At 65.5% G+C, this 22620-nt stretch carries 22 protein-coding genes and 1 tRNA gene; 11 read left to right on the top strand and 12 right to left on the bottom strand.

Features of this window, described 5'->3' with window-relative positions:
- Nucleotides 1-629 precede the first annotated feature (629 nt).
- Complete coding sequence (locus AC1DOP_RS19585) at nt 630-1802, top strand: trypsin-like serine peptidase (protein ID WP_477252883.1); 1173 nt, start codon at nt 630-632, stop codon at nt 1800-1802.
- A 22-nt stretch (nt 1803-1824) separates the two neighbouring features.
- On the opposite strand, the gene AC1DOP_RS19580 is transcribed toward AC1DOP_RS19585, so the two are convergent.
- Nucleotides 1825-2601, bottom strand: coding sequence for an enoyl-CoA hydratase (locus AC1DOP_RS19580; protein WP_441935117.1), 777 nt, complete (start codon nt 2599-2601; stop codon nt 1825-1827).
- A gap of 83 nt (nt 2602-2684) precedes the next feature.
- Here AC1DOP_RS19580 and AC1DOP_RS19575 point away from each other — a divergent pair, with 83 nt between their 5' ends.
- A complete protein-coding gene (locus AC1DOP_RS19575) occupies nt 2685-3947 on the top strand; it encodes an MFS transporter (RefSeq protein WP_477252880.1) in 1263 nt (420 codons plus the stop codon).
- 32 nt (nt 3948-3979) lie between these two features.
- On the opposite strand, the gene mltA is transcribed toward AC1DOP_RS19575, so the two are convergent.
- Both mltA and apaG read right to left on the bottom strand, forming a co-directional pair.
- Entirely contained in the window at nt 3980-5254 is a 1275-nt protein-coding gene (gene mltA / locus AC1DOP_RS19570) for a murein transglycosylase A (RefSeq protein ID WP_477252878.1), read from the bottom strand.
- 116 nt (nt 5255-5370) lie between these two features.
- Nucleotides 5371-5745 (bottom strand): Co2+/Mg2+ efflux protein ApaG, encoded by a 375-nt coding sequence (gene apaG, locus AC1DOP_RS19565; protein ID WP_441935114.1) that lies wholly within the window; start codon nt 5743-5745, stop codon nt 5371-5373.
- 97 nt (nt 5746-5842) lie between these two features.
- Between apaG and rpe the strand changes: the two genes are divergently transcribed.
- The 7 genes from rpe to AC1DOP_RS19530 all read left to right on the top strand — a co-directional run bounded on the left by rpe (nt 5843) and on the right by AC1DOP_RS19530 (nt 11894).
- Nucleotides 5843-6517 (top strand): ribulose-phosphate 3-epimerase, encoded by a 675-nt coding sequence (gene rpe, locus AC1DOP_RS19560; RefSeq protein ID WP_441935113.1) that lies wholly within the window; start codon nt 5843-5845, stop codon nt 6515-6517.
- Entirely contained in the window at nt 6517-7215 is a 699-nt protein-coding gene (locus AC1DOP_RS19555) for a phosphoglycolate phosphatase (protein ID WP_441935112.1), read from the top strand. The genes rpe and AC1DOP_RS19555 overlap by 1 nt, the downstream gene beginning before the upstream one ends.
- A 206-nt stretch (nt 7216-7421) precedes the next feature.
- The gene (gene trpE / locus AC1DOP_RS19550) at nt 7422-8918 is read left to right on the top strand and encodes an anthranilate synthase component I (RefSeq protein ID WP_477252875.1); all 1497 of its coding nucleotides are present in this window, start codon (nt 7422-7424) and stop codon (nt 8916-8918) included.
- A 1-nt stretch (nt 8919) separates the two neighbouring features.
- Nucleotides 8920-9483: an anthranilate synthase component II gene (locus AC1DOP_RS19545; RefSeq protein WP_477252873.1), complete on the top strand. Its 564-nt coding sequence runs from the start codon at nt 8920-8922 to the stop codon at nt 9481-9483.
- A 1-nt stretch (nt 9484) separates the two neighbouring features.
- Nucleotides 9485-10519, top strand: coding sequence for an anthranilate phosphoribosyltransferase (gene trpD / locus AC1DOP_RS19540; protein WP_477252871.1), 1035 nt, complete (start codon nt 9485-9487; stop codon nt 10517-10519).
- Nucleotides 10520-10532: 13 nt separating this feature from the next.
- Nucleotides 10533-11333 (top strand): indole-3-glycerol phosphate synthase TrpC, encoded by an 801-nt coding sequence (gene trpC / locus AC1DOP_RS19535; protein ID WP_441935108.1) that lies wholly within the window; start codon nt 10533-10535, stop codon nt 11331-11333.
- A gap of 54 nt (nt 11334-11387) precedes the next feature.
- Nucleotides 11388-11894, top strand: coding sequence for a TonB C-terminal domain-containing protein (locus tag AC1DOP_RS19530; protein ID WP_441935107.1), 507 nt, complete (start codon nt 11388-11390; stop codon nt 11892-11894).
- Between the two features lie 10 nt (nt 11895-11904).
- Here AC1DOP_RS19530 and AC1DOP_RS19525 read toward each other — a convergent pair whose 3' ends face one another.
- The 9 genes from AC1DOP_RS19525 to AC1DOP_RS19485 all read right to left on the bottom strand — a co-directional run bounded on the left by AC1DOP_RS19525 (nt 11905) and on the right by AC1DOP_RS19485 (nt 21986).
- Nucleotides 11905-12153, bottom strand: coding sequence for a DUF1272 domain-containing protein (locus AC1DOP_RS19525; RefSeq protein ID WP_441935106.1), 249 nt, complete (start codon nt 12151-12153; stop codon nt 11905-11907).
- Nucleotides 12154-12179: 26 nt separating this feature from the next.
- Complete coding sequence (locus tag AC1DOP_RS19520; protein WP_477252868.1) at nt 12180-13556, bottom strand: serine hydrolase domain-containing protein; 1377 nt, start codon at nt 13554-13556, stop codon at nt 12180-12182.
- A 76-nt stretch (nt 13557-13632) separates the two neighbouring features.
- The gene (locus tag AC1DOP_RS19515; RefSeq protein WP_477252889.1) at nt 13633-14634 is read right to left on the bottom strand and encodes a GlxA family transcriptional regulator; all 1002 of its coding nucleotides are present in this window, start codon (nt 14632-14634) and stop codon (nt 13633-13635) included.
- Between the two features lie 11 nt (nt 14635-14645).
- Nucleotides 14646-16472, bottom strand: coding sequence for a M61 family metallopeptidase (locus AC1DOP_RS19510; RefSeq protein ID WP_477252867.1), 1827 nt, complete (start codon nt 16470-16472; stop codon nt 14646-14648).
- A 78-nt stretch (nt 16473-16550) separates the two neighbouring features.
- Nucleotides 16551-17138, bottom strand: a complete 588-nt coding sequence (locus AC1DOP_RS19505) for a nucleotidyltransferase family protein (protein WP_477252865.1) — start codon at nt 17136-17138, stop codon at nt 16551-16553.
- A gap of 7 nt (nt 17139-17145) precedes the next feature.
- Nucleotides 17146-19386 carry a xanthine dehydrogenase family protein molybdopterin-binding subunit gene (locus AC1DOP_RS19500; RefSeq protein ID WP_477252863.1) on the bottom strand — a complete coding sequence of 747 codons (2241 nt, stop codon included), beginning with the start codon at nt 19384-19386 and terminating at the stop codon, nt 17146-17148.
- A 9-nt stretch (nt 19387-19395) separates the two neighbouring features.
- Nucleotides 19396-19860 (bottom strand): (2Fe-2S)-binding protein, encoded by a 465-nt coding sequence (locus AC1DOP_RS19495; RefSeq protein ID WP_441935101.1) that lies wholly within the window; start codon nt 19858-19860, stop codon nt 19396-19398.
- A gap of 107 nt (nt 19861-19967) precedes the next feature.
- On the bottom strand, nt 19968-20690 hold the full coding sequence (locus AC1DOP_RS19490) for a DsbC family protein (RefSeq protein WP_441935100.1): 723 nt from the start codon (nt 20688-20690) through the stop codon (nt 19968-19970).
- Between the two features lie 30 nt (nt 20691-20720).
- A complete protein-coding gene (locus AC1DOP_RS19485) occupies nt 20721-21986 on the bottom strand; it encodes an FAD-dependent monooxygenase (RefSeq protein WP_477252860.1) in 1266 nt (421 codons plus the stop codon).
- A 131-nt stretch (nt 21987-22117) separates the two neighbouring features.
- On the opposite strand from AC1DOP_RS19485, the gene AC1DOP_RS19480 reads away from it, so the two are divergent.
- Nucleotides 22118-22193: transfer RNA gene (locus AC1DOP_RS19480), tRNA-Phe, on the top strand.
- 68 nt (nt 22194-22261) lie between these two features.
- Nucleotides 22262-22606, top strand: coding sequence for a zinc ribbon domain-containing protein YjdM (locus tag AC1DOP_RS19475; RefSeq protein WP_441935098.1), 345 nt, complete (start codon nt 22262-22264; stop codon nt 22604-22606).
- The last annotated feature ends 14 nt before the right edge of the window (nt 22607-22620 follow it).

Raw genomic sequence — 22620 nt, 5'->3', positions numbered from 1 at the left:
AACTCTTCAGTTTAATCTCTGTTTTTGTCGCGCCGTTTCCAGCAGCGACAGATCGCTCACTCAAAATACTGACCGTYACTCATTGCTGAGCAACGTTATACTTTTTGTGAACATTTGATAATTTAAGCATTCAGCATCCCGAAGGATGCYGGCACTTCATCAAACGCCCACACTTATCGACTGTTGATTGTTAAAGATCGTATTCGGTACTGCCTTGCTGCATCCGGCGAATCGTTTTGTTCGTCAGCAGCAGAGGAGTGAGATTATGCAGTGTTTCGCTTACCTCGTCAACTCCATCTTTTTCTTCAGCGCCAGCGGTGTTATCAAAACACCTAGCCCAACTACTTGATTTCGTTCAGCTTTTCCTGCGCTGCAGAAGCAGGACGCGCACTATAGCAAACGGCACCGGGGCGCGCAAGCCCGTTCGCGACACACCTCAAGTAAAAGCTTGAGCAGAGAACATTGCCCCGGACCACTCTACTGTATTGATGCTCATCAGCAGACAGCAAGATCCGCCGAACTCCCCCCGATTGCGCTCTTAAGCTGGGTTCGCAGCACTTTTTGACGGCGTCCATCCCGGCATCGATGCCTGCCGCCGGGCCAATCGACGAGACCCATTCGGAGGCAATATGAAATTCCTCGCGCATACCTGCGTGCCCGTTCTTGCGCTCTTGCTGTTCGGCGCAGCACCGAGCCAGGCGCAAGACAACAAGCAAGACAACAGGCAAGGCAGCAAGCTGGCCAACAATATGGTGAGCCTGACCAACCCGGACGCCAGGGCGATCGCTGCCTACTGGACGCCGGCGCGCCTCAAGGCGGCCCGTCCTCTTCCCCTGCCGCTGGCTTCATCCAAGGTCATCCGCAGGCAGGCGGAGCCGCGCACCGATGAGCAGGTCCAGGGCGCCGACGGCCGCGCCCCGGCCATGCAGACGCCGCCCTCCGTGATAAAACAGCTGTTCAAACCGGACACCAAGCAGAAGCGCAACACGGGCGTGGTGTCCCCGGGAGCCGTCGGCATCTTCGGCGCGCATTACACCAGCAGCCGCGTATTCCCCATGTTCACCGGTGCGTCCGCCCCCTTCTCCGCGGACCGCGCCTATCCGTATATAACGGCGGGCACGCTCTTCTTCTCGATCGACGGCCAGCCCTACCTCTGCTCGGCGTCGGTGATCCAGCACCGCATCGTCGCCACGGCCGGCCATTGCGTGCACAGCGGGACCTCGAGCGGCTTCCATAGCAACTGGCTGTTCGTGCCGGCATTTCGCGACGGCACCGCTCCCCTGCTGACCTGGAACTGGAGCGTCGTGATCGTGACCGGTGACTGGGCCTTCGGCGGCGGCGAGGTGCCGAATGCCGCGGATTACGCGATGATCGTCTTCGACGACCAGCCGGTGGGCGGCCGCACGCGTGCCCTGGGCGACCTGACCGGATGGCTCGGCTGGCAGACCCTGAGCCTGGCGGACAACCACACCTCCAAGCTCGGCTATCCCTGCAATCTCGACGGCTGCGAGAAGATGCAGATCATCACCAGCGCGGCCTTCCAGGTCGTCGAGCCGAACAATGTCGAGTACGGCTCGGACGCCGAGGGCGGCTCCAGTGGCGGACCGTGGATCCAGAACTTCCAGCAGTTGCAGGACGGCGGTGCTAGCGGCAAGAACAATGGATCGAACCGGGTGGTCGGCGTGACGTCCTACGGCTACGTCCCGCGCGACCCCAAGGTCCAGGGCGCGTCGATTCCCGATGGCCGCTGGATCAATCTCCTCAGCGCCCTGTGCGGCTGGGCACCGGGGAATTGCCTCTGATGTAAACCAGAGGCAGGCAGGATCACAGGCCTTCGAAGTTCGGCTTGCGTTTCTCCAGGAAGGCCTTCATGCCCTCCTTCTGCGCCGGCGTACCGAAGCCGGCGTGGAAGTAGCGGCGCTCGTAGCGCACGCCTTCGGTCAAGGTGGTCTCGAAGGCGCGGTTGACCGAGTCCTTGATCTGCATGGCGACCGACACCGGCATCGCGGCGATGGTGTTCGCCACCGCCAGCGCTTCTTCCATCACGGTATCGGCCGGGAACACGCGCGACACCAGGCCGGTGCGCTCGGCTTCGGCGGCGTCGATCATGCGGCAGGTCAGGAGCATGTCCATGGCTTTCGACTTGCCGATGGCGCGCGGCAGGCGCTGGGTGCCGCCGGCGCCCGGAGTCACGCCGACCTTGATTTCCGGCTGGCCGAACTTGGCGCTGTCGCCGGCGATCAGGAAGTCGCACATCATCGCCAGCTCGCAGCCGCCGCCCAGCGCATAGCCGGAGACGACGCCGATCACCGGCTTGCGCACGTTCAGGATGTGCTCCCAGTTGCGGCCGATGTAGTTGCCGGGATAGGTGTCGGCATAGGTGTAGTCGGCCATGGCGGCGATGTCGGCGCCCGCCGCGAAGACCTTCTCGCTGCCGGTCAGGACGATGACGTTGATTGCCGGGTCGGCGTCGAACTTGGTCAGCGCGTCGCCCAGCTCGTTCATCATATTGTCGTTCAGCGCATTCATCGCCTTCGGACGGTTCAGGCGGATCACGACAACCTTGCCGTGATTCTCGATCAGCAGGTCAGAATATTCCATGGGACATCCTTTAATAAGATAACCCTTCGATTGTAGCGCCTTGGGTGGCATAAATGGCAAGGGCGCTTTGTTATCATTGCGTGGTGTCTCCAATTACTTTCCTCCGCAAACTGAACGGCGATCCGCAGCTGCGCAATCCCGATTTCCGCCGCTTCTGGTTCAGCAGCATCCTCAGCAATTTCGGCGCCCAGATCACGCTGCTGGCCCTGCCCATCTGCGCGGCCCTGCTGCTGCACGCTACCCCGGCCCAGATGGGCACCCTGGCGGCGCTCGGCTCCCTGCCCTTCCTGGTCTTCGGCCTGCCCGTCGGCGTCCTGCTCGACCGCAGCCGGCGCCTGCCCGTCATGCTGTGCAGCGACGCGATGGTGGCGCTGAGCCTGGCCAGCGTGCCCTTCGCCTGGTGGCAGGGCTGGCTCACCATCCACTGGATGTACGCGGTCGAGTTCGTCCTCGGGACCGGCCTGGTGGTGGGCGGCGGCGCCGAGCAGATCTTCATGACCTTCCTGGTCGGGCGCGACGGCCTGATCGATGCGCAATCGAAGTTCGCTGCCACCGAATCGGCCTCGCGCCTGCTGGGTCCCGGCCTGGCGGGCGTGCTGGTGCAGGCGCTGGGCGCGCCCTTCGCCATCCTCTTCAATGTGGCGGGCTTCACGGTCTCGATCTGGAACCTGCGGCGCGTCAAGGCGCGCGAGCCGCAGCCGGTGCCGCCCGAATCCCACGTATTGCGCGACATACTGGACGGCCTCGCCTTCGTCTGGCGCCAGCCGGTGCTGCGCCTGCTGGCCTGGACCTCGGCCTGCTGGCACCTGCTGTTCTACGGCTACATGGCGCTCTACGTGCTGTTCGCCACCCGCGTGCTCGGGATGTCGCCGGGGATGATGGGCTCGGCCCAGATGCTGGGCGGAGTCGGCGTGCTGGCCAGTTCGGTGCTGCTGAAGCCCCTGACGGCGCGCTTCGGCGCCGGCGGCACGGTCGCCATCGGGCTGTGTGCATCAAGCATCGGCTTCGTGCTGATGCCGGTCATTCCACGCGACCTGTTCGGCAGCAGTACGGCCAGCGCGGCCGCCTATGCGCTGGTGGTGTTCTGGCTGGATTGCGGCGCCACCCTGTTCTTCCTGCCCTACCTGGCCCTGCGCCAGCGCGTGACGCCGGACGCCTTCCTGGGCCGGATGACCTCGACCATGCGCTTCATGACGGTGGCGATGGCGCCGGTGGGCGCGGCCGGCGCCGGGCTGCTGGCGGAACGGATCGGCGTGCGCGCCGGCCTGGGCGTGGTGGCGGCCGGCGCCCTGCTGCTGACCCTGGGCACCCTGTTCGGCACCCGGCTGCACAAGATTCGCGCCTGAAAGCGCCTGCCTGAACGGCCGGGCAAGTAGCGTCAGCGTGAAGCCTGCACGGTCGCCGGCCGGGGCAGCAGCACCCACAGCTGGCCGCGCTGCTTCATGCGCCCGGCATTGTCGGCCGCCTGGTCGCCGAAGCCGAAGAAGAAGTCGGCGCGCACGGCGCCGCGGATGGCGCCGCCGGTATCCTGGCCCATCACCAGGCGCTGCACCGGAACCTCGCTGGCCGGTTCGGTGGTCGACAGGAAGATCGGCGCGCCCAGCGGCAGGAAGGACGGGTCGATCGCCACCGAGCGGCTCGGGCTCAAGGGCACGCCCAGCGCGCCTTTCGGGCCGACGCCGGGATCGGGCAGGCGCTCCTCGCGGAAGAAGATATAGCTCGGATTGACGTTGAGGAGTTCCTGGCGGCGCTCCGGATGGGCGGCGATCCAGGCCTTGATGCCCTGGGCCGAGGCCTGGCCGGCCGTCAGTTCGCCCTGTTCGACCAGCCAGCGCCCGATCGCCTTGTAGGGATGGCCGTTCTGGTCGGCATAGGCGATGCGCACAGTCTCGCCGGAATCGTCGAGCTCCACCCGTCCCGAACCCTGGACTTCGAGGAAGAAAGCTTCAACCGGATCGTCGACCCAGACCAGTTCCTTGCCCGGCAGCCGCGCGCGCTCGATCTCGGCGCGGGTGCCGTAGGGCACCACGGTCTTGCCGACCAGGCGGCCGCGAAGGCGCATGCCCTTCAGGCTCGGATAGACGCTGGCCAGGTCGACGGTGACGAGGTCGTCCGGCACCTTGTAGAGCGGCGTCTGGTAGGCGCCGCCGCGCTTGCGCGAGCCGTGCAGCATCGGTTCGTAGTAGCCGGTAATCAGGCCGGTGTCCGCGCCATCCGCGGCGCGCACCAGGTTGGGCACGAAATACGTTTCGAAATACTGGCGGATCGCCACGCCGTCGCCGGTATCGACCAGCTTGGCGGCCGCGCAGGGCGTCTTCCAGTCCGCCTTGTTCCCCAGCGCGCGGCAGGACGACAGGTAGGCCGGCCAGGCCTGGCGCAGGTCGTCCTCCTGCCAGCCCGGCAGCGCCTCGAAGCCGACCGGGGTGAACAGCGGCGCGGCGGGCGGCTGCTGCCCCGGTCCGGACGGCACCGGCGCCACCGGCGGCGGGATTTTAATGGGTGGCTGGGGTTGAGGCTTCGGCTGGGGCGAAGGCACAGGCAGGGGTTTCGGCGTGGGTTTCGGTGGCGCCGTGGTACAGGCGGCCAGCAAGGCGGCAATGGAAACCAACCCGGCGAGGCCGCGGGCGGGTACACTTCGGCGTGTCGAAAACATAAGGAACCGTTATGTGGATACTGGTATTGGAAGCGGGAGCGGCCCTGTGCCTGCTGATCTTCATCGTCTGGTGGACGATGTTCTCCGGGCGCAAGTAAGGCCCGGGGCGCGCAGGCTCAGTGCAGGGCGCGCGGCAGCGACAGCACGAATTCCGGGATCGTGACTTCGAAACGGTGGCCGTCTTCGGCTACGAAGAAGTATTCGCCGGTCATCGAGCCCTGGGCCGTTTCCAGCTGGGTGCCGCTGGTGTATTCGAATTCTTCGCCCGGCTTGAGCAGCGGCTGGTGGCCGACCACGCCCAGGCCGCGCACTTCCTGGGTCTTGCCGCTGGCATCGGTGATCACCCAGTGGCGCGAGATCAGCTGGGCCGGCACATCGCCGGTATTCTTGATCGTGATCGTGTAGGTGAACACATGCAGTGTCCGGTCCGGTTTGGATTGTTCCGGCAGGTACTGGGTCCTGACATTGATCGCGAAATCGTAGACGGCCATGGCTTTCCTTTTTTCTAAGGCGCCATCATACAACGGTGGCGGAAAGCGCGGCGTCGTACAATAGCGGTCTTTCTGAATTGCAGACTTCCAGACCGCCATGACCACCTACCGCATCGCTCCCAGCATCCTGTCCGCCGACTTTGCCCGCCTGGGCGAGGAAGTCAGGAATGTCGTTGCCGCCGGCGCCGACATCATCCACTTCGACGTGATGGACAACCACTATGTCCCGAACCTGACCATCGGCCCGATGGTGTGCCAGGCCATCCGTCCGCACGTGCAGGTGCCGATCGACGTCCACCTGATGGTCAAGCCGGTCGACCGCATCATCCCCGACTTCGCGAAAGCCGGCGCCGACATCATCACCTTCCACCCGGAAGCCTCCGAGCACGTCGACCGCACGCTGCAGCTGATCCGCGATAACGGCTGCAAGGCCGGCCTGGTGTTCAATCCGGGCACCCCGCTGCACCACCTCGACCACGTGATGGACAAGATCGACATCATCCTGATCATGTCGGTGAACCCCGGCTTCGGCGGCCAGTCCTTCATTCCGGAAGCGCTGAAAAAGGTCGCCCAGGCGCGCCGCCTGATCGACGAATCCGGCCGCGACATCATGCTGGAGGTCGACGGCGGCATCAAGGCCGACAACATCGCCGCCGTGGCTGCCGCCGGCGCCGACACCTTCGTGGCCGGTTCCGCCATCTTCGGCAAGCCCGACTACAAGGCCGTGATCGACGCCATGCGCGCCGAACTGGCTTCGGTAAAGGCGAAGTAATGAGGGCCGGCGCTGCGGCAATCCAGGCCGCCATCATCGACCTCGACGGCACCATGCTGCACACGGTGCCGGATTTCGAACTGGCGCTGAACGGCATGCGCGCGGAGTTCGGCCTTGCGCCGATCGACCAGGCCACCATCGAACCGATGGTCGGCAAGGGCTCGGAAAAGCTGATCCGCGACGTGCTGGCCCTGGACTACGACAGCGCCCGCATCGACGCCGTATTCGATGACGCCATGGCCGCCTACCAGCGGCACTACCTGGCGATCAACGGCGAACGCGCCACCCTGTTCCCGGACGTGATCGAGGGACTGAAGGCCCTGAAGGCGCAAGGCCTGCGCCTGGCCTGCGTGACCAACAAGCCTGTCGCTTTCACTTTACCCCTGCTGGAGCGGAAAGGCCTGGCGCCCTGGTTCGAGCTGGTCTACGGCGGCGACTCGCTGCCGAAAAAGAAGCCCGATCCCCTGCCCTTGCAGCAGGTCTGCCGCGACTTCGGCCTCCTGCCTTCAGCCGTGGTGGCGATCGGCGATTCGAGCAACGACGCCGAGGCGGCGCGGGCCGCCGGTTGCTTTGTGCTCACTGTGCCATATGGTTATAACCACGGAATGCCTGTGCAAACTATTAATTCCGATGGTATAGTTGATTCGCTGCTCGATGCAGCGAAGCTGATATCTGCTCACAACAGTACGTCAAACTAACTTATCTATACATGTTTTTCACCAAAAAACACACCGTCAACCAAACCGGCGCCCTCGAGGCCTGGCTGTGGCGACGCTGGCAATCCTGGGCTAACTAAACCCCGTTGATTGCTGCCGGTGCACGCCCTGCGTGTAAAACCAACCGGCAGGTTTTTTGAAGAAAACGCCGGCCGCTCTCCCTCCTCGCGGCCGGTCCGGAGAAAAGCATGACCGAACTCGAATTCAAATCGCTCGCCACGCAAGGCTATAACCGTATCCCCCTGATCGCGGAAGCCTTCGCCGATCTCGAAACCCCGCTCACGCTCTACCTGAAGCTGGCCCAGAGCCAGGACGCCGGCAAGAACACCTTCCTGCTCGAGTCCGTGGTCGGCGGCGAGCGCTTCGGGCGCTACTCCTTCATCGGCCTGCCGGCGAAGACCCTCCTGCGCACCAGCGGTGACATGACCACGGTCGAACGGAACGGCGAAGTCATCGAAACGCACGAAGGCAATCCGCTCGACTTCATCGAGGCCTACCAGCAGCGCTTCAAGGTCGCCCTGCGTCCGGGACTGCCGCGCTTCTGCGGCGGCCTGGCCGGCTACTTCGGCTACGACACCGTACGCCACATCGAGAAGAAGCTGGCGGGCAAGGCGCCGCAGGACGAGCTGGGACTGCCGGACATCCAGCTGATGCAGACCGAAGAGCTGGCCGTGATCGACAACCTGTCGGGCAAGCTCTACCTGATCGTCTACGCCGATCCCGCCCAGCCGGAAGCCTATGCGCGGGCGCGCCAGCGCCTGAAGGACCTGCGCGTGATGCTGCGCCGTAGCGTCGATGCGCCTGTCACTTCGAGCTCGGTACGTACCGAAGCGGTGCGCGACTTCAGCAAGGCGGATTACCTGAAGGCGGTGGCGGTGGCCAAGGAATACGTGATGGCCGGCGACCTGATGCAGGTGCAGATCGGTCAGCGCATCCGCAAGCCTTACGTCGACTCGCCGCTGTCGCTGTACCGCGCGCTGCGTTCGCTGAACCCCTCGCCCTACATGTACTACTACAACTTCGGCGACATGCAGATCGTCGGCTCCTCGCCGGAGATCCTGGTCCGCAACGAGCTGCAGCCGGAGGGCGGCCGCAAGGTGACCCTGCGTCCGATCGCCGGCACCCGCCCGCGCGGCTCGACGCCGGAACGCGACACCGAGCTGGCCCACGAGCTGCTGAACGATCCGAAGGAGGTCGCCGAGCACGTGATGCTGATCGACCTGGCGCGCAACGACATCGGCCGCATCGCCAAGACCGGCACGGTGAAGGTGACGGACCAGATGGTCATCGAAAAATACTCGCACGTGCAGCACATCGTCTCCAACGTGGAAGGCGAACTCAAGGACGGCATGTCCAACCTGGACGTGCTGCGCGCCACCTTCCCGGCCGGCACCCTGACCGGCGCGCCGAAAGTACGGGCGATGGAAGTGATCGACGAGCTCGAGCCGGTCAAGCGCGGCATCTACGGCGGCGCCTGCGGTTATCTCTCCTTCGGCGGCGAGATGGACGTGGCGATCGCGATCCGCACCGGCGTGATCAAGGACGGCAACCTGTACGTGCAGGCGGCTGCGGGCATCGTGGCCGATTCCATCCCCGAGATGGAATGGCTGGAAACGGAAAACAAGGCACGCGCCGTGCTGCGCGCGGCCGAGCAAGTGCAAGACGGACTGGATGGGGAGATCTGACATGCTGCTCATGATCGACAACTACGACTCGTTCACCTACAACATCGTGCAGTACTTCGGTGAGCTGGGCGAGGATGTGCGCACGGTGCGCAACGACGAGATCACGCTCGAACAGATCGCGGACATGAACCCGGACCGCATCTGCATCTCGCCGGGCCCGAAGAGCCCGAAGGATGCCGGCGTCTCGGTCGACGTGCTGAAGGAATTCAAGGGCAGGAAGCCGATCCTGGGCGTGTGCCTCGGCCACCAGGCGATCGGCGAAGCTTTTGGGGGCAAGATCATCCGCGCCAAACAGGTCATGCACGGCAAGACCTCGAAGATCGCCCACACGGGACTCGGCGTGTTCAAGGGCCTGCCGAGCCCCTTCACCGTGATCCGCTACCACTCGCTGGCGATCGAGCGCGCCTCGCTGCCGGCCTGCCTGGAAGTGACGGCATGGACCGACGACGGCGAAATCATGGGCGTGCGCCACAAGGAATTCGACATCGAGGGCGTGCAGTTCCATCCCGAATCCATCCTGTCCGAGCACGGACACGCCATGTTGAAGAACTTCCTGGAGCGCTGACATGATCACCCCGCAAGAAGCGCTCCTGCGCTGCATCGAACACCGCGAAATCTTCCACGACGAGATGCTGCACCTGTTCCGGCAGATCATGTCGGGCCAGATGTCGCCGACCATGGTCGCGGCCATCACCATGGGCCTGCGCGTGAAGAAGGAAACCATCGGCGAGATCACCGCCGCGGCCCAGGTCATGCGCGAGTTCTCGACCAAGGTGCCGATGGCCGACACCACCAGGCTGCTCGACATCGTCGGCACCGGCGGCGACGGCGCCCACACCTTCAATATCTCGACCGCCTCGATGTTCGTGGCCGCAGCCGCCGGCGCGCGCGTGGCCAAGCATGGCGGGCGCAGCGTGTCTTCGTCCAGCGGCAGCGCCGACCTGATCGAAGCCCTGGGCGCCGAGATCGACCTCAAGCCCGAGCAGATCGCGCAATCGATCGCCCAGACCGGCATCGGCTTCATGTTCGCGCCCAACCACCATGCGGCGATGAAGAATGTGGCGCCGGTACGCCGCGAACTCGGCGTGCGCAGCATCTTCAACATCCTGGGGCCGTTGACCAATCCGGCCGGCGCACCGAACATCCTGATGGGCGTGTTCCACCCCGACCTGGTCGGCATCCAGGTGCGCGTGCTGCAGCGCCTCGGCGCCGAACACGCGGTGGTGGTGTGGGGCCGCGACAATATGGACGAAGTCTCGCTGGGCGCCGGCACCATGGTCGGTGAACTCGTCAACGGCGAAATCCGCGAATACGAGATCCACCCGGAAGACTTTGGCCTGGCCATGATCTCCAGCCGCAACCTGAAGGTCGCGAACGCCGCCGAATCGCAGACGCGCGTGCTGGAAGCCCTGCGCGGCGAACCGGGTCCGGCGCACGACATCGTGGCGCTGAATGCCGGCACCGCGCTGTACGCGGCCGGCGTCGCCGCCTCGATCGAAGAGGGCCTGCAGAAGGCGCGCGCGGCCATCGCCTCGGGCGCCGCGCTGGCCAAGCTCGACCAGTTCGTCAGCGTGACGCGCCAGCTCGGCGCCGCGAACTGAGTAGAAAGAAATCATGTCCGACATCCTGAACAAGATCCTGGCGGTGAAAGCCGACGAAGTCGCCGCCGCCAAAAAATACCGCGACCTGTACAGCCTGCGCGCCGAAGTCGAGGGCGACGGCGAACTGCGCGGCAATCTGCGCGGCTTCGAGGCCAGCCTGCGCCGCAACATCGCAGGCGGACGCGCCGGCGTGATCGCCGAAGTCAAAAAGGCCTCGCCGTCGAAGGGCGTGCTGCGCGCCGACTTCCAGCCGGCCGCCATCGCCGAGAGCTATGCCAGGGGCGGCGCCGCCTGCCTGTCGGTGCTGACCGACGCCCAGTTCTTCCAGGGGTCGAGCGAGTACCTGAAACAGGCGCGCGCCGCCTGCGAACTGCCGGTGATCCGCAAGGATTTCATGGTCGACCTGTACCAGGTCTACGAAGCGCGCGCGATGGGCGCCGATGCTATCCTCTTGATCGTGGCTGCCCTGGATCATGGCCTGATGGCGGAACTGGAAGCCTGTGCCCAGGAACTCGGCATGGATGTGCTGGTCGAAGTGCATGACGGCGACGAGTTGAACGCTGCGCTGCGCCTCAAGACGAGGCTGCTGGGCATCAACAACCGCAACCTGCGCACCTTCGAGGTCACGCTCGACACCACCATCGGTCTGCTGCCGAATATCCCGGCGGAGCGCCTGGTGGTGACCGAGTCCGGGATCCTGGCGCCGGCCGACGTCAAGCGCATGCGCGACGCCAGCGTGCATGCCTTCCTGGTGGGCGAGGCCTTCATGCGCGCGCCCGATCCCGGCACGGAGTTGCAACGTTTATTCGACTAGCAGTAATATTGAAGGGACGTTGCGAGCGGCAGCAGGTTTTGGGAGGTTCCGGTCATGAAGACGATCGTCCGTACTTGCCTGGTACTCATGTTTTTGATCGCAGGCTTGAGCGGATGCTCGACCGTGATCACGGCCACGACGGCCGTCGCCTCCTCGGTCGGACATGTCGCCAGCGCGGTCATCCGCCCCTTTACCTCGTCCCCGCCCTCGAAACCCTCTCCGGCGGGACTGGACGACTACAAGACCCAGGTCGCCCAGCACGTCCTGCGGCACAATCCCGAGCGCAGCTTCAACGGCAAGCTGCCGCCCATGCTGCCGGCCATCGTGGTGCTGGAAATCACGGTCGACCGCGACGGCCGCCTGGCCGACATCGTGGTGCAGCGCTCGCGCGATCCGGACGCCTCGCAAATCGCGCTCGACTCGATGCGCCGCAGTACCCCGCTGCCGCCTCCGCAGCACCTGGCGCAGGCGAGCGGCAAGCTGACCTTCTCGGAAACCTTCCTGTTCGCGGACGCAAACCGCTACCAGTTGCGCAGCCTGGCCGGGCTGCAGACGCCCTGAATGGCCGGCCTTATGCCGCCTGCGGGCAGCCGCCCTGCTTCACTACCCGCTCGGTAGATGCAGGATTGTTCGCGAGCTTTTCCAGCGGCCTTCTGGGGCGTGCGACCATCTCGCCCCCGCAGTTCGGGCAGCTGTTTTTCAGGACCTTCGTGGCGCAATCCGTACAGAAGGTGCACTCGAAGGAACAGATCCTTGCCTCGGCCGATTCCGGTGGCAGGTCCTTGTCGCAGCATTCGCAGTTGGGACGCATCTGAAGCATAGGTTTCTCCTGTTTTGTAGACGCACTCAATCGATCCGCGGCGCCTTGATCTGCTCGCCGTTCTGGTGCAGGACCAGATAGCCGGCACGGTCCGGGTCACGCTCGTCGAACACCAGCTGCGCATCGACGGCCTTGAAAAAATAGCGGTTCGCAGCTTCCGGGTAGATTTGCAGCTGCCTTTGTCCGGACAGTTGAGCGAACAGCTGCCCATCCTTGCTGGTCACGCTGAACATCATGTCCGGCGCCAGCCGGTAGCGGCCGACGAGGCGGGAAAAGACAGCGGGATCGACCCTGGCCTCGCGATGCGCCGGCGGCAGCCCCAGCGCCAGGCGCGCGAGCTCGTCGGCGATCCGTCCGACCGTCGCCTGCTCGCCTTGATTGCCCAGCACGATCACGGTCAGCTGTTCAAAGGGATAATACGCGAGCAAGGATTCGTAGCCGTTCCAGGAGCCGCCATGCTCATGGACCGTGCGCGAAAGCCGGTTCTCGATGTACCAGCCCAGGCCGTAATGGTGTCCGCCATCGATGAACACCGCGGCGCTACTGTCCGGACCGAGGACCTTGCCGTTCACCAGCATCTGCTGCCAGGCCAGCAGGTCGTCGACATTGCTGACCATGGCGCCGGCAGCGTAGGCATTGCTGATGTCGGCCGGTCCGGCCCGATTGATGCCGTCGGGGCCATCGGTATAGGGCTGGGCGACCCTCTCGAGTATCCTGCGCCCGTCGTCATAGCCGGAATGCCTCAAGCCCAGCGGCCCCAGCAGTTTCTGTTCGAGGTAGTCCCGGTAAGGCATGCCGCTGACCGCCTCGATGACGCACCCCAGCAGGATGTAGCCGGTATTGTCGTACTCGAACTTCGTTCCCGGCTCGAATTCGAGCGGCAGGTCTTTCACCAGATCGATGAGCTGGCGTGGCGTGTGCCTGATGCGGACGAGCCTATCGTCGAAGCCGTCGAGCATCGTGTAGCGGGGAATGCCCGAGGTATGCTGGAGCAACTGGCGTATGCTCACCTTCTGCCAGGCTGGCGGCAGATCGCGGACATGCTTGCCGACCGCATCGTCGAGCAGCAGCTTGTGCTCATCCACGAGGCGCATGATCGCGGCGGCCGTGAATTGCTTGCTCACCGATCCGATCCGGAACCGGGTGTCCGGCGTGTTCGCAATCCCCCATTCGCGGTTGGCGGCGCCGAAGCCCTTTCGAAACAGCGGCTTGCCGTCCCTGGCGACCAGCACGGCGCCGCTGAACAACTCATTGCGCACGTAATCCTGTACCAGGGCGTCCGCCTGGGCGGCATAGCCCGTTCGAGGCATGTCCGTGGCCGCGCCCGCGCCGGCAAACGGGAATGACAGGCCGGCCAGCAACAGGGCGGCGTGCGCCACCCATCCTTTCAAGGTCCAGTTCATTGCTTCCTTCCCCTATGCAAACAAACCACAGCGTAAGGGAAAGCAAGTTTGGCAACAATGACATTTACCCCAAGATTTATGCCAAACTGCCGGCGCTCCGGAAGCGGTCGCGGAATTCGCTCGGTGAGGTATGCAGGTGGCGCTGGAAGCCGATACGCATCGCCTCGGCCGAATGAAAGCCGCAGCGCGCCGCAACCTGCGCCACCGGCAGGTCGCCTTCCGTCAGCAGGCGGCGCGCCTCGTCGATGCGCAGCATCTGCACGTACTTGCCGGGCGTGACCCGCATGGCGGCGGTAAAGCGGCGCACGAAGTTCCGCGGGCTCATGGCAAGGCGCGCGGCCAGGGCCTCGATCGACAGGTCCTCGCTCACGTGCTCGGCCATCCAGTGCGCCAGCGCGTCGAAACGTTCGCGCTGGTCGCCCGTCGCGGCGTGCATCAGGCGGGTGCTGAACTGCGATTGCCCGCCCGGACGCTTCATGAAGACCACCAGCTCGCGCGCCACCGCGCGTGCCAGCTCGCTGCCGAGGTCATGCTCGACGAGCGACAGGGAAAAATCGATGCCGGCCGTGATGCCGGCCGAGGTATGGAATTTGCCGGCGCCGACGAACAGGGCGTCGCGGTCGATGTCCACCGCCGGGAAGCGTGCGGAAAACTCGTCGAAATGCGCCCAGTGTGTGGTGGCCCGGCGGCCGTCCAGCACGCCGGTCGCCGCCAGCGGAAATGCGCCGGTGCAGATGGAAGCGACCCGCTGCGCGCGCTCGCACAGGCCGGCCAGCGCCGCGACCAGGCGCGCATCCTCGGCAGCCACGCGGGCGCCGCGGCCGCCGGCGACGAGCACGGTGCCGGCGGCCAGCGCCGCATCGAAGATGCTGTATTCCGCCTGCAAGGCGATGCCGGAAGTGGTGGCGAGAATGCCGGCGTCCGGGCCGGCCAGGCCGACCTCGTAGGGGGCCGGACGGCCCGCCGCCATGCTCAGCTCATTCGCAGTCGTGAACACATCCAGCGGGCCGGTGATGTCGAGCATCTGGGCCGGCGGCAGGCCGACGATCAGGATGCGATGAGGGCCGGCCGCCGGCAAGGGCAAGCCGCTCAGCTGGCGCTGGGCCGCGCGATCGTCGCCCGGCGCGTACCAGGCGCCACCCCGATGGTGATGGCCGGCGCCACGCAGCCCTGCAACACCACGTCGAAGCTCATCAGCTCGTCGCGGCGGAAGGCGTGCACGGTGACGGTATCGCCGACGCGGTAGCGGGACAGCAGCTGGTCCAGGTTCGACGGATTGCCGTTCACGCGCAGGCCATCGACGGCGATCACGATGTCGCCTGCCGACAGTCCGGCCTGGTGGGCCGCGCCGCCTTCGTGTACCTGGCTCAGCTTGGTGCCCAGCGGGTCGCGGCCGGCGCCGATGTTCAGCGAAGGCTTGCTGCTCTTGCGCTCATCCGTCACCTTGATGCCGAAGGGCGCATACAGCTTGGTCAGCGGGATGTCCTCGGTGCCGCGCACATGGCGGTCGAAGAGGGATTTCAGGCGCAGGCCGCTGACTTCGTCGAACAGCGCTTCGACCTCCTTCTCCGTGACGCCACGGCCGGCACCTGGTGCGCCGGCGTAGAAGTCGCGGCCATAGCGTTCCCACAGCGCGCGCATCAGGTCGTCCAGCGATTTCGCGCCGCCGGTCTTGGCGCGGATGCTCAGGTCGAAGGCCAGGCCGACCAGCGAGCCCTTGGTGTAGTAGCTGATGATGGCGTTCGGCGCGTTCTCGTCCTGGCGGTAGTACTTGGTCCAGGCGTCGAAGCTGGATTCCGCGATGCTCTGCTTGGTGCGGCCGCTGCCGCGCCAGACGTTGCTGACGGTCTTGCCGAGCAACTTGAAATAAGTCGCCTCGCTGATGATGCCGCTGCGGACCAGCATCAGGTCGTCGTAATAGCTGGTGAAGCCTTCGAACAGCCACAGCAGCGGCGTGTAGTTCTCGACCTGCAGGTCGTAGGGCGCGAACACGGCCGGCTTGATGCGCTTGACGTTCCAGGTGTGGAAGTACTCATGGCTGCACAGGCCGAGGAAGGTCACGTAGCCCTCGCTGCGCTCGGCGGTCTTCGGCGCGGCGGTGGTCGGCAGGTCGGCGCGCGAGCAGATCAGGGCCGTCGAGGCGCGGTGTTCCAGGCCGCCGTAGCCGTCGCCGACCGCCATGGTCAGGAAGACGTAGCGGTCCATCGGCGCCTTCCTGGTCTTCGGCTCGAAGAAGGCGATCTGGGTTTCGCAGATGGCTTTCAGGTCCTGCTGCAGGCGCTCCATGTCCAGGTTGGGCACGCGGCCGGTGACCACGATGTCGTGCGGGATGCCGTGGGCCTTGAAGGAGGCGAGCGCGAAATCGCCCATCTCCACCGGATGGTCGATCAGGTCGTCGTAGTCGGCGGCGATATAGGTGCCGAAGCCGTAGCGCCTGGCGCCCAGCTCGGGCAGCGAAGTCGCCACGCGCCAGTCGGCGGCGGCCGGGTCGCTTGGGCGCTGGATGTCGACCTGGTGCGGCGCCGCTTCCTGCCCCTGCACGCGCAGGAACACGCTGGTGCCGTTGAAGAAACCGTGGGTCTGGTCCAGGTGGGCGGCGCGCACCGACAGGTCCCAGGCATAGACTTCGTAGTGCAGGGTCAGCGGACCGGCCACCGGCGCCGCGCGCCAGGTGTGCTTGTCGAGCTTGACCAGGTCGACCGGCTGGCCCCCCGATTCGGCGCGGATGCGCACGATATTGCGCGCGAATTCGCGGATCATGTAGCTGCCCGGGATCCAGGCCGGGAGCACGAACACCTGCCCTTGCGGGTCTGGCGCGGCGACGGTGACGGTGACGTTGAACAGGTGGCCCGCGAGGTCCTTCGGCACGATGGTGTACTGCACCCCGGCCGTCTTCTTCTGACTCGTTTTTTTCATGGTATTGAACAATCTCTCTCTTATCCGCCGTAGTGTAATCGGATTCTTCGGCCGAAGGGAGTTCAAACCGTACAGTATCTAGATGTCGGCGGGAGTGTCAATATCGCGGAAGATGCCGGGATCCGCGACCGCGATCTCGGTGACGGGAAAAGATTGCAGCAGGCGGCGCGCGCCCTGGTCGCCCCGCAGCGCCAGCAATGCGTCGAGGTGGAGGCGGCCAAAGCCGACCGGATTGCCGCGCCGGCCATCCAGCACGGGGGCGGCGATCGGCGCCCCGGCAGCCAGCGCATCGGACAGCAGGCGCAGCGTGGCCGGCGCTACATGCGGCATGTCGCCCAGCGCCACCAGCCAGGATGCGGGTTCTCTTGGCAAGGAAGCACGAATCGCGTGCACCAGCGAGGCGCCCATGCCGGTATCGGCCTCGGGGCAGACGGTGACGTCGCAGCCGATCGAGGACAGGAGCGCGCCCACGCCGCCATCGCCGGGCGGCACCACGGCAATCACGCTGGAGACGACGGCCAGCAGCTTGCGCGCGCTGGCGACGACCACCGGCTCGCCGCCGGGGCCTGGCAGGATCTGGAGCAGCTTGTTACGCTGCCCCAGCGGATCGAAGCGGCGCCCCCTGCCCGCGGCCAGCAAAATGCCGACGACCGGGAGCGCGCTCATGGCCGGTTCAGCCTCGGCTCGATGCGAGGTCGAACGGCAGCTTGCGCAGCCGCTTGCCGGTCAGCCTGAACAGGGCGTTGGCGAAGGCCGGCGCCAGCGGCGGCAGGCCCGGTTCGCCCAGGCCGGTCGGCGGATCCTCGGACGGCACGATGTGCACGTCGACTTGCGGCATGTCGTTCATGCGCGCCACCGTGTAGTCGCCGAAGTTCTGCTGCTCGACCACGCCATCCTTCAGCGTGATGCGGGCGCCCGGCAACGTGGTGCCCAGCGCCATCAGGGCGGCGCCCTCGACCTGGGCCGCGATCGACAGCGGATTCACCGCCAGGTTGCAGTGCACGCCGGCGACCGCCTTGTGCAGCTTCGGCGTGCCGTCCTTGCCGATCGACGCTTCGACCACGTAGGCGACCACGGTGTTGAAGGATTCGTGCACCGCCACGCCCCAGGCATGGCCTTTCGGCAGGGTCTTCCTGCCATAGCCGGACTTGGCCACCGCCAGGTCCAGCGCCGCATGGTGGCGCGCGTGCTTCTTGTCGATCAGCTTCTTGCGGTAGGCGACCGGATCTTCCTTGGCGGCGTGGGCTGCCTCGTCGATCAGGGTTTCCATCACGAAGGCGGTGTGGGTCGAGCCCACCGAACGCCACCACAGCACCGGCACGTTGGCTTTGGCAATGTGGGCCGACAGGTTCATCGGCACGTCATAGGGTTCGCCCATGCCCTCGACCATGGTGCTGTCCACGCCATTCTTGATCATGAAGTTCTCGAACGGGGTGCCGGCGGCGATCGACTGGCCGACGATGACGTGGTCCCAGGCGACGATCCTGCCCTGGGCGTCCAGCTTGAGTTCGGCGCGGTGCACGTGCGACGGACGGTAGTAGCCGCCGCGGATGTCGTCCTCGCGGCTCCAGATCATCTTCACCGGGCCGCTGCGGCCGGCCGTCTTGTAGGCCTTGGCGATGTTGACCGCCTCGACCACGAAGTCCGAGGTCGGCACCGCGCGCCGGCCGAAGCCGCCGCCCGCCATCATCGTGTGCAGGGTCACCTGCTCCGGTTTCAGGCCGGCGGTTTTCGCCGCCGCGGCCTGGTCGCCGGTCTGGAATTGCGAGCCGACCCACAGGGTGCAGCTATCAATCTTCAGGTCGACCGTGCAGTTGAGCGGTTCCATCGGCGCGTGCGCCAGATAGGGGAATTCATACACCGCCGAGATGGTCCTGGCGGCGTTGCCGGCCGCGGTATCGGCCTTGCGGGCGACCGCGCCCTGGGTCTTGGACAGCTCGGTGAACTCGGCCAGCTGGGCGGCGGAATCGAGCTTGCCGACGGCGCCGGTATCCCATTCGATCTCGAGGGCGTCGCGGCCCTGCTTGGCCGGCCAGTAGCCTTCGGCGATCACGGCGACGCCGCGTCCGCCACGGTCGACCGGGATCTCCACCACTTCGAGCACGCCGCGGATCGCCCTGGCTTTCGCAGCGTCGAACTTCGCCACCCTGGCGCCGAAGACCGGCGGATGGGCGACCACGGCGACGGCCAGCTTGCCGCCTTCAGGCTTGAAGTCGAGGCCGAACTGCTGGTGGCCGCTGGATTTGGCGCGCGCGTCCAGGCGCTTGGTCGGCTTGCCGATGTAGCGGAACTGCTTCGCTTGCTTGAGGGTGACGGCGTCCGGCACCGGCTGCTTCATCGCGGCGTCCGCCAGGGAGCCGTAGGTGGCCTTCTGGCCCGCCGGGCCGTAGACCACGCCCTTGGCGGTGCGGCACTGGGCCGGCTGGACTTTCCACTGCTCGGCGGCGGCGGCCATCAGCATCGCGCGGGCGCGGGCGCCGACTTCGCGGTACTGGGTGAAGGAGTGGGCGATGGTGCCCGAGCCGCCGGTGATCTGCATGCCGAAGGCCGGGTCCTTGTACACGTCGGCGGCCGGCGCCAGCTCGGCGCGCACCTGCGCCCAGTCGGCATCGAGTTCGTCGGCGATCACCATCGGCAGCGAGGTGTGCACGCCCTGGCCGAATTCGAGGCGGTTGACGATCACGGTAACGGTATTGTCCGGCGCCACGCGCAGGAAGGCGTTCGGCGCATAGACGACGGGTTTCGCATCGGCGGCGCGCGCCAGCCGTCCGCCGGACGGCAGCATGAAGCCCAGCACCAGTCCGCCGGTAGCGACGGTTCCGGCCTTCAGGAAACCGCGGCGCGAGGTTTTGGCGAATGCGCTGCCCTGCGCGGCGCCCGGCAGGCCCGCGTTGTTGAACCATTGTGGTCGCATGTCGGCTCCTTACGCGATGGCGATGGTTTTAGCGGCATCCTTGATGGCCGCGCGGATCCGTTGATAGGTACCGCAGCGGCAGATATTGCCGCTCATGGCGTTGTCGATGTCGGCATCGCTCGGCGCCTTGTTCACGCGCAGCAGCGCGGTAGCGCTCATCACCTGGCCGCTCTGGCAGTAGCCGCACTGCGGCACGTCGTGCCTGACCCAGGCGTCCTGCACGGCCTTGCCGACCTTGTCCGTCTCCATCGCTTCGATGGTGGTGATCTTCTGGCCGGCGGCGGCGGAGATCGGCGTGACGCAGGAGCGGATCGCCTCGCCGTTCAGGTGCACGGTGCAGGCGCCGCACAGGGCAGCGCCGCAGCCGAACTTGGTGCCGGTCATGTTGAGGTTGTCGCGCAGCGCCCAGAGGATGGGCGTGGAGGGATCGGCGTCGACCTGCTGGTCGCGCCCGTTGATGTTCAGAGTGACCAAGTTCTACTCCTCGTTTTGGACGGTGTTGCTGTTTTTATCTACGAACGTAACAGGGGCCCCGGAAAACCGTAGCGAGCGGCTGCAGGTGTGGCCGAGGCCCCATCCCCTTACTGCTTGATCGATTCCAGTTTTTTCTCGAGCGTCGGCAGGTCGACCGCGCCCGGAATGCGCGAGCCGTCGGTGAAGAAGATCGCCGGCGTGCCCTGGATCTTCAGCTTCTGGCCCAGCGCCAGGATCTTGTCGTTCGGGGTCTCGCAGCTGGCCGGGGCCGCCGCGGCCGCCTTGCCGCCGATCATCCAGTCATCCCAGGCCTTGCCGCGGTCCGGCGCGCACCAGATGTTCTTCGACTTCACGAAGGAGTCGTCGGACAGGATGTTGTACATGAAGGTGTAGATGGTGACGTTGTTCAGGTCCTTCAGCGTGGTCTGGCGCAGGCGCTTGCAGTAGCCGCAGTTCGGGTCTTCGAACACGGCGATCACGCGCTTGCCGTCGCCATGGACCTGCTTGATGGCGTCGTTGAACGGCAGGTCCGAGAACTTGATCTTGTTGATGTCGTCGATGCGCTCGCGGGTCAGGTCGCGCGTGGTCTTGGCATCGTAGACGTGGCCGATGATCAGGTATTCACCTTTCTTGTCGGTGTACAGGATGTCGCCGGCGACGCGCAGTTCGTACAGGCCGCTGTAGGGCGTTTCCTTGATCGATTCGATTTTTGCCCCGCCCAGGCGCGGCTCGATATTCTTCTTGATGGTCGCCTCGACCGAGTTCTGCGCGCCGACGCAGGATGTGACGAGGCCGGCCGCCAGCAGGACGGCGAGTTTGGTCTTACCCATGAACTTATTCCTTAAAGATTATTTACCCACTTACTTACCAAGGGCGTGGGAGATCAGCCTGCGCTTTACCAAGGGCAACTTATCCAGCAAGTTTAATCCCAAATTGCGCACCACGCGCACTGGCTCGAGATTGGCGCCGAACAAGCGTTCGAGCCCATCGGTTGCCAGCTGCATGAGGAGGACGCCTTCCTTGCGTGCACGGGCATAGCGCGCCAGCACGCGTTCGTCGCCGATGCCGTGATGGGTTTCGCGCGCATTCACGATGCGCAGCAGGTCGACGATGTCGCCGAAGCCGAGGTTCATGCCATGGCCGGCCAGCGGATGCACGGCGTGGGCGGCGTCGCCGATCAGGGCCACGTGCGGCGCCGTGATCGCATGCGGGCGCACCAGGGCCAGCGGGATCGCCTTGACTGGCGCGAGCGGGAGCTCGTGCGGCTGCAGGGGCTTGAGCAGGCCGAGCTGCGTTTCCGAGTATTCGCCGAGGCGGATCGCCAGCTCGCCCAGCGACTCGTTCATGATGGTGTCGGCCAGGGTTTCCGGCGCCGACCACACCAGCGAGACCTTGTTGCCCGGCAGCGGCAGCAAGGCGATGATGCCGTCCTTGCAAGTAAACCACTGGTGGGCGACGTTGTGGTGCGGCTTTTCGCAGGAAAAATTGGCGACGATGGCGTGCTGGTGGTAGGAGCGGTAATCGATGCCGATGTCGCACTGGCCGCGCACCCAGGATTCGCGGCCGTCGGCACCCAGCAGCAGCTGGGCTTCGATCGGTGCGCCGTCTTCCAGTTCGACCTTGGCGCCGAGCGGGCTGCAGCTCAGCCGGCAGGCGCGGCCGGTGACGATGTCGACGTTCTGGGCGAAGCGCAGGGCGGCGTCCAGCGCGGTGTTCAGGTTGCTGTCCTCGACGATCCAGGCCAGGGTGCCGGTGTGGGCGCCGAAGGCGTCGAAGCCCAGGTGGCCGCCCTGCTCGCCGTCGCCCTTGATGTCCATGGCGTCGACCGGCGCAACGCGCGTCATGTCGAGAGCACCCCAGACCTTCAGCGAAGACAGCAGCTTCTGCGCCGTATGGTTGAGCGCGTAGACGCGCACGTCCCAGGGCTTCTCGCCGCCCGCGGAGGCGCCGGCCGTCTCTTCCGCGCCCGGACGCGCGGGCGGCACCAGCAGGGTGACGCTGTGCCCGGCCTGGGAAAAGCCCAGGGCGGCGGTCTTGGCGATCGCGCCGTTGCCGACGATGCAGACGTCGCTCTGGCGGCGGCCGTCGGCACGATATTGTGCGGAGGAAGAGGTCTGTGTAGTCATGCAGGCATTATAGCCCTTTGCCCTGAGGCGGCTTCGCCCGCCTGCCGCGGGGCGCTTCCGCGGGCCCGTGAAAAAATTGCCGCTCAGGACTTGCGACCTTGGAAGTCACTGGCTATAATCATGCCTCTCTTGGCCTGGTAGCTCAGTTGGTAGAGCAGAGGATTGAAAATCCTTGTGTCGGTGGTTCGATTCCGCCCCGGGCCACCAAGATTCAAAGAAAACGCCACCTCCGGGTGGCGTTTTCTTTTCCGCCTTGCCAAGCACCGATAATGCCCATGACGACCTTACCTCCCTGCCCCGCCTGCAGCTCCGTGCTCACCTATGAAGACGGCTCCGGCAACTACGTCTGCCCCGAATGCGCGCATGAATGGCCGATCGCGGCCGAAGCCGCCCCGGAAGAAGCGGCGCGCGTATGGCGCGACGCGGCCGGCAATGTATTGCAGGATGGCGACTCCGTCACCGTCATCAAGGACCTCAAGCTCAAGGGCGGTGGCGGCGTCATCAAGCAGGGCACCAAGGTCAAGAGCATCCGCCTGGTCGAGGGCGACCACGACATCGATTGCAAGATCGACGGTTTTGGCGCGATGAGCCTGAAGTCGGAGTTCGTCCGCAAGAACTGAAGCACGGCCGGCCC

Source organism: Massilia sp. 01N410 (assembly GCF_056399665.1).
Note: the sequence above shows the minus strand (reverse complement) of the source record. Positions and strands in the feature narration are given on the sequence as shown.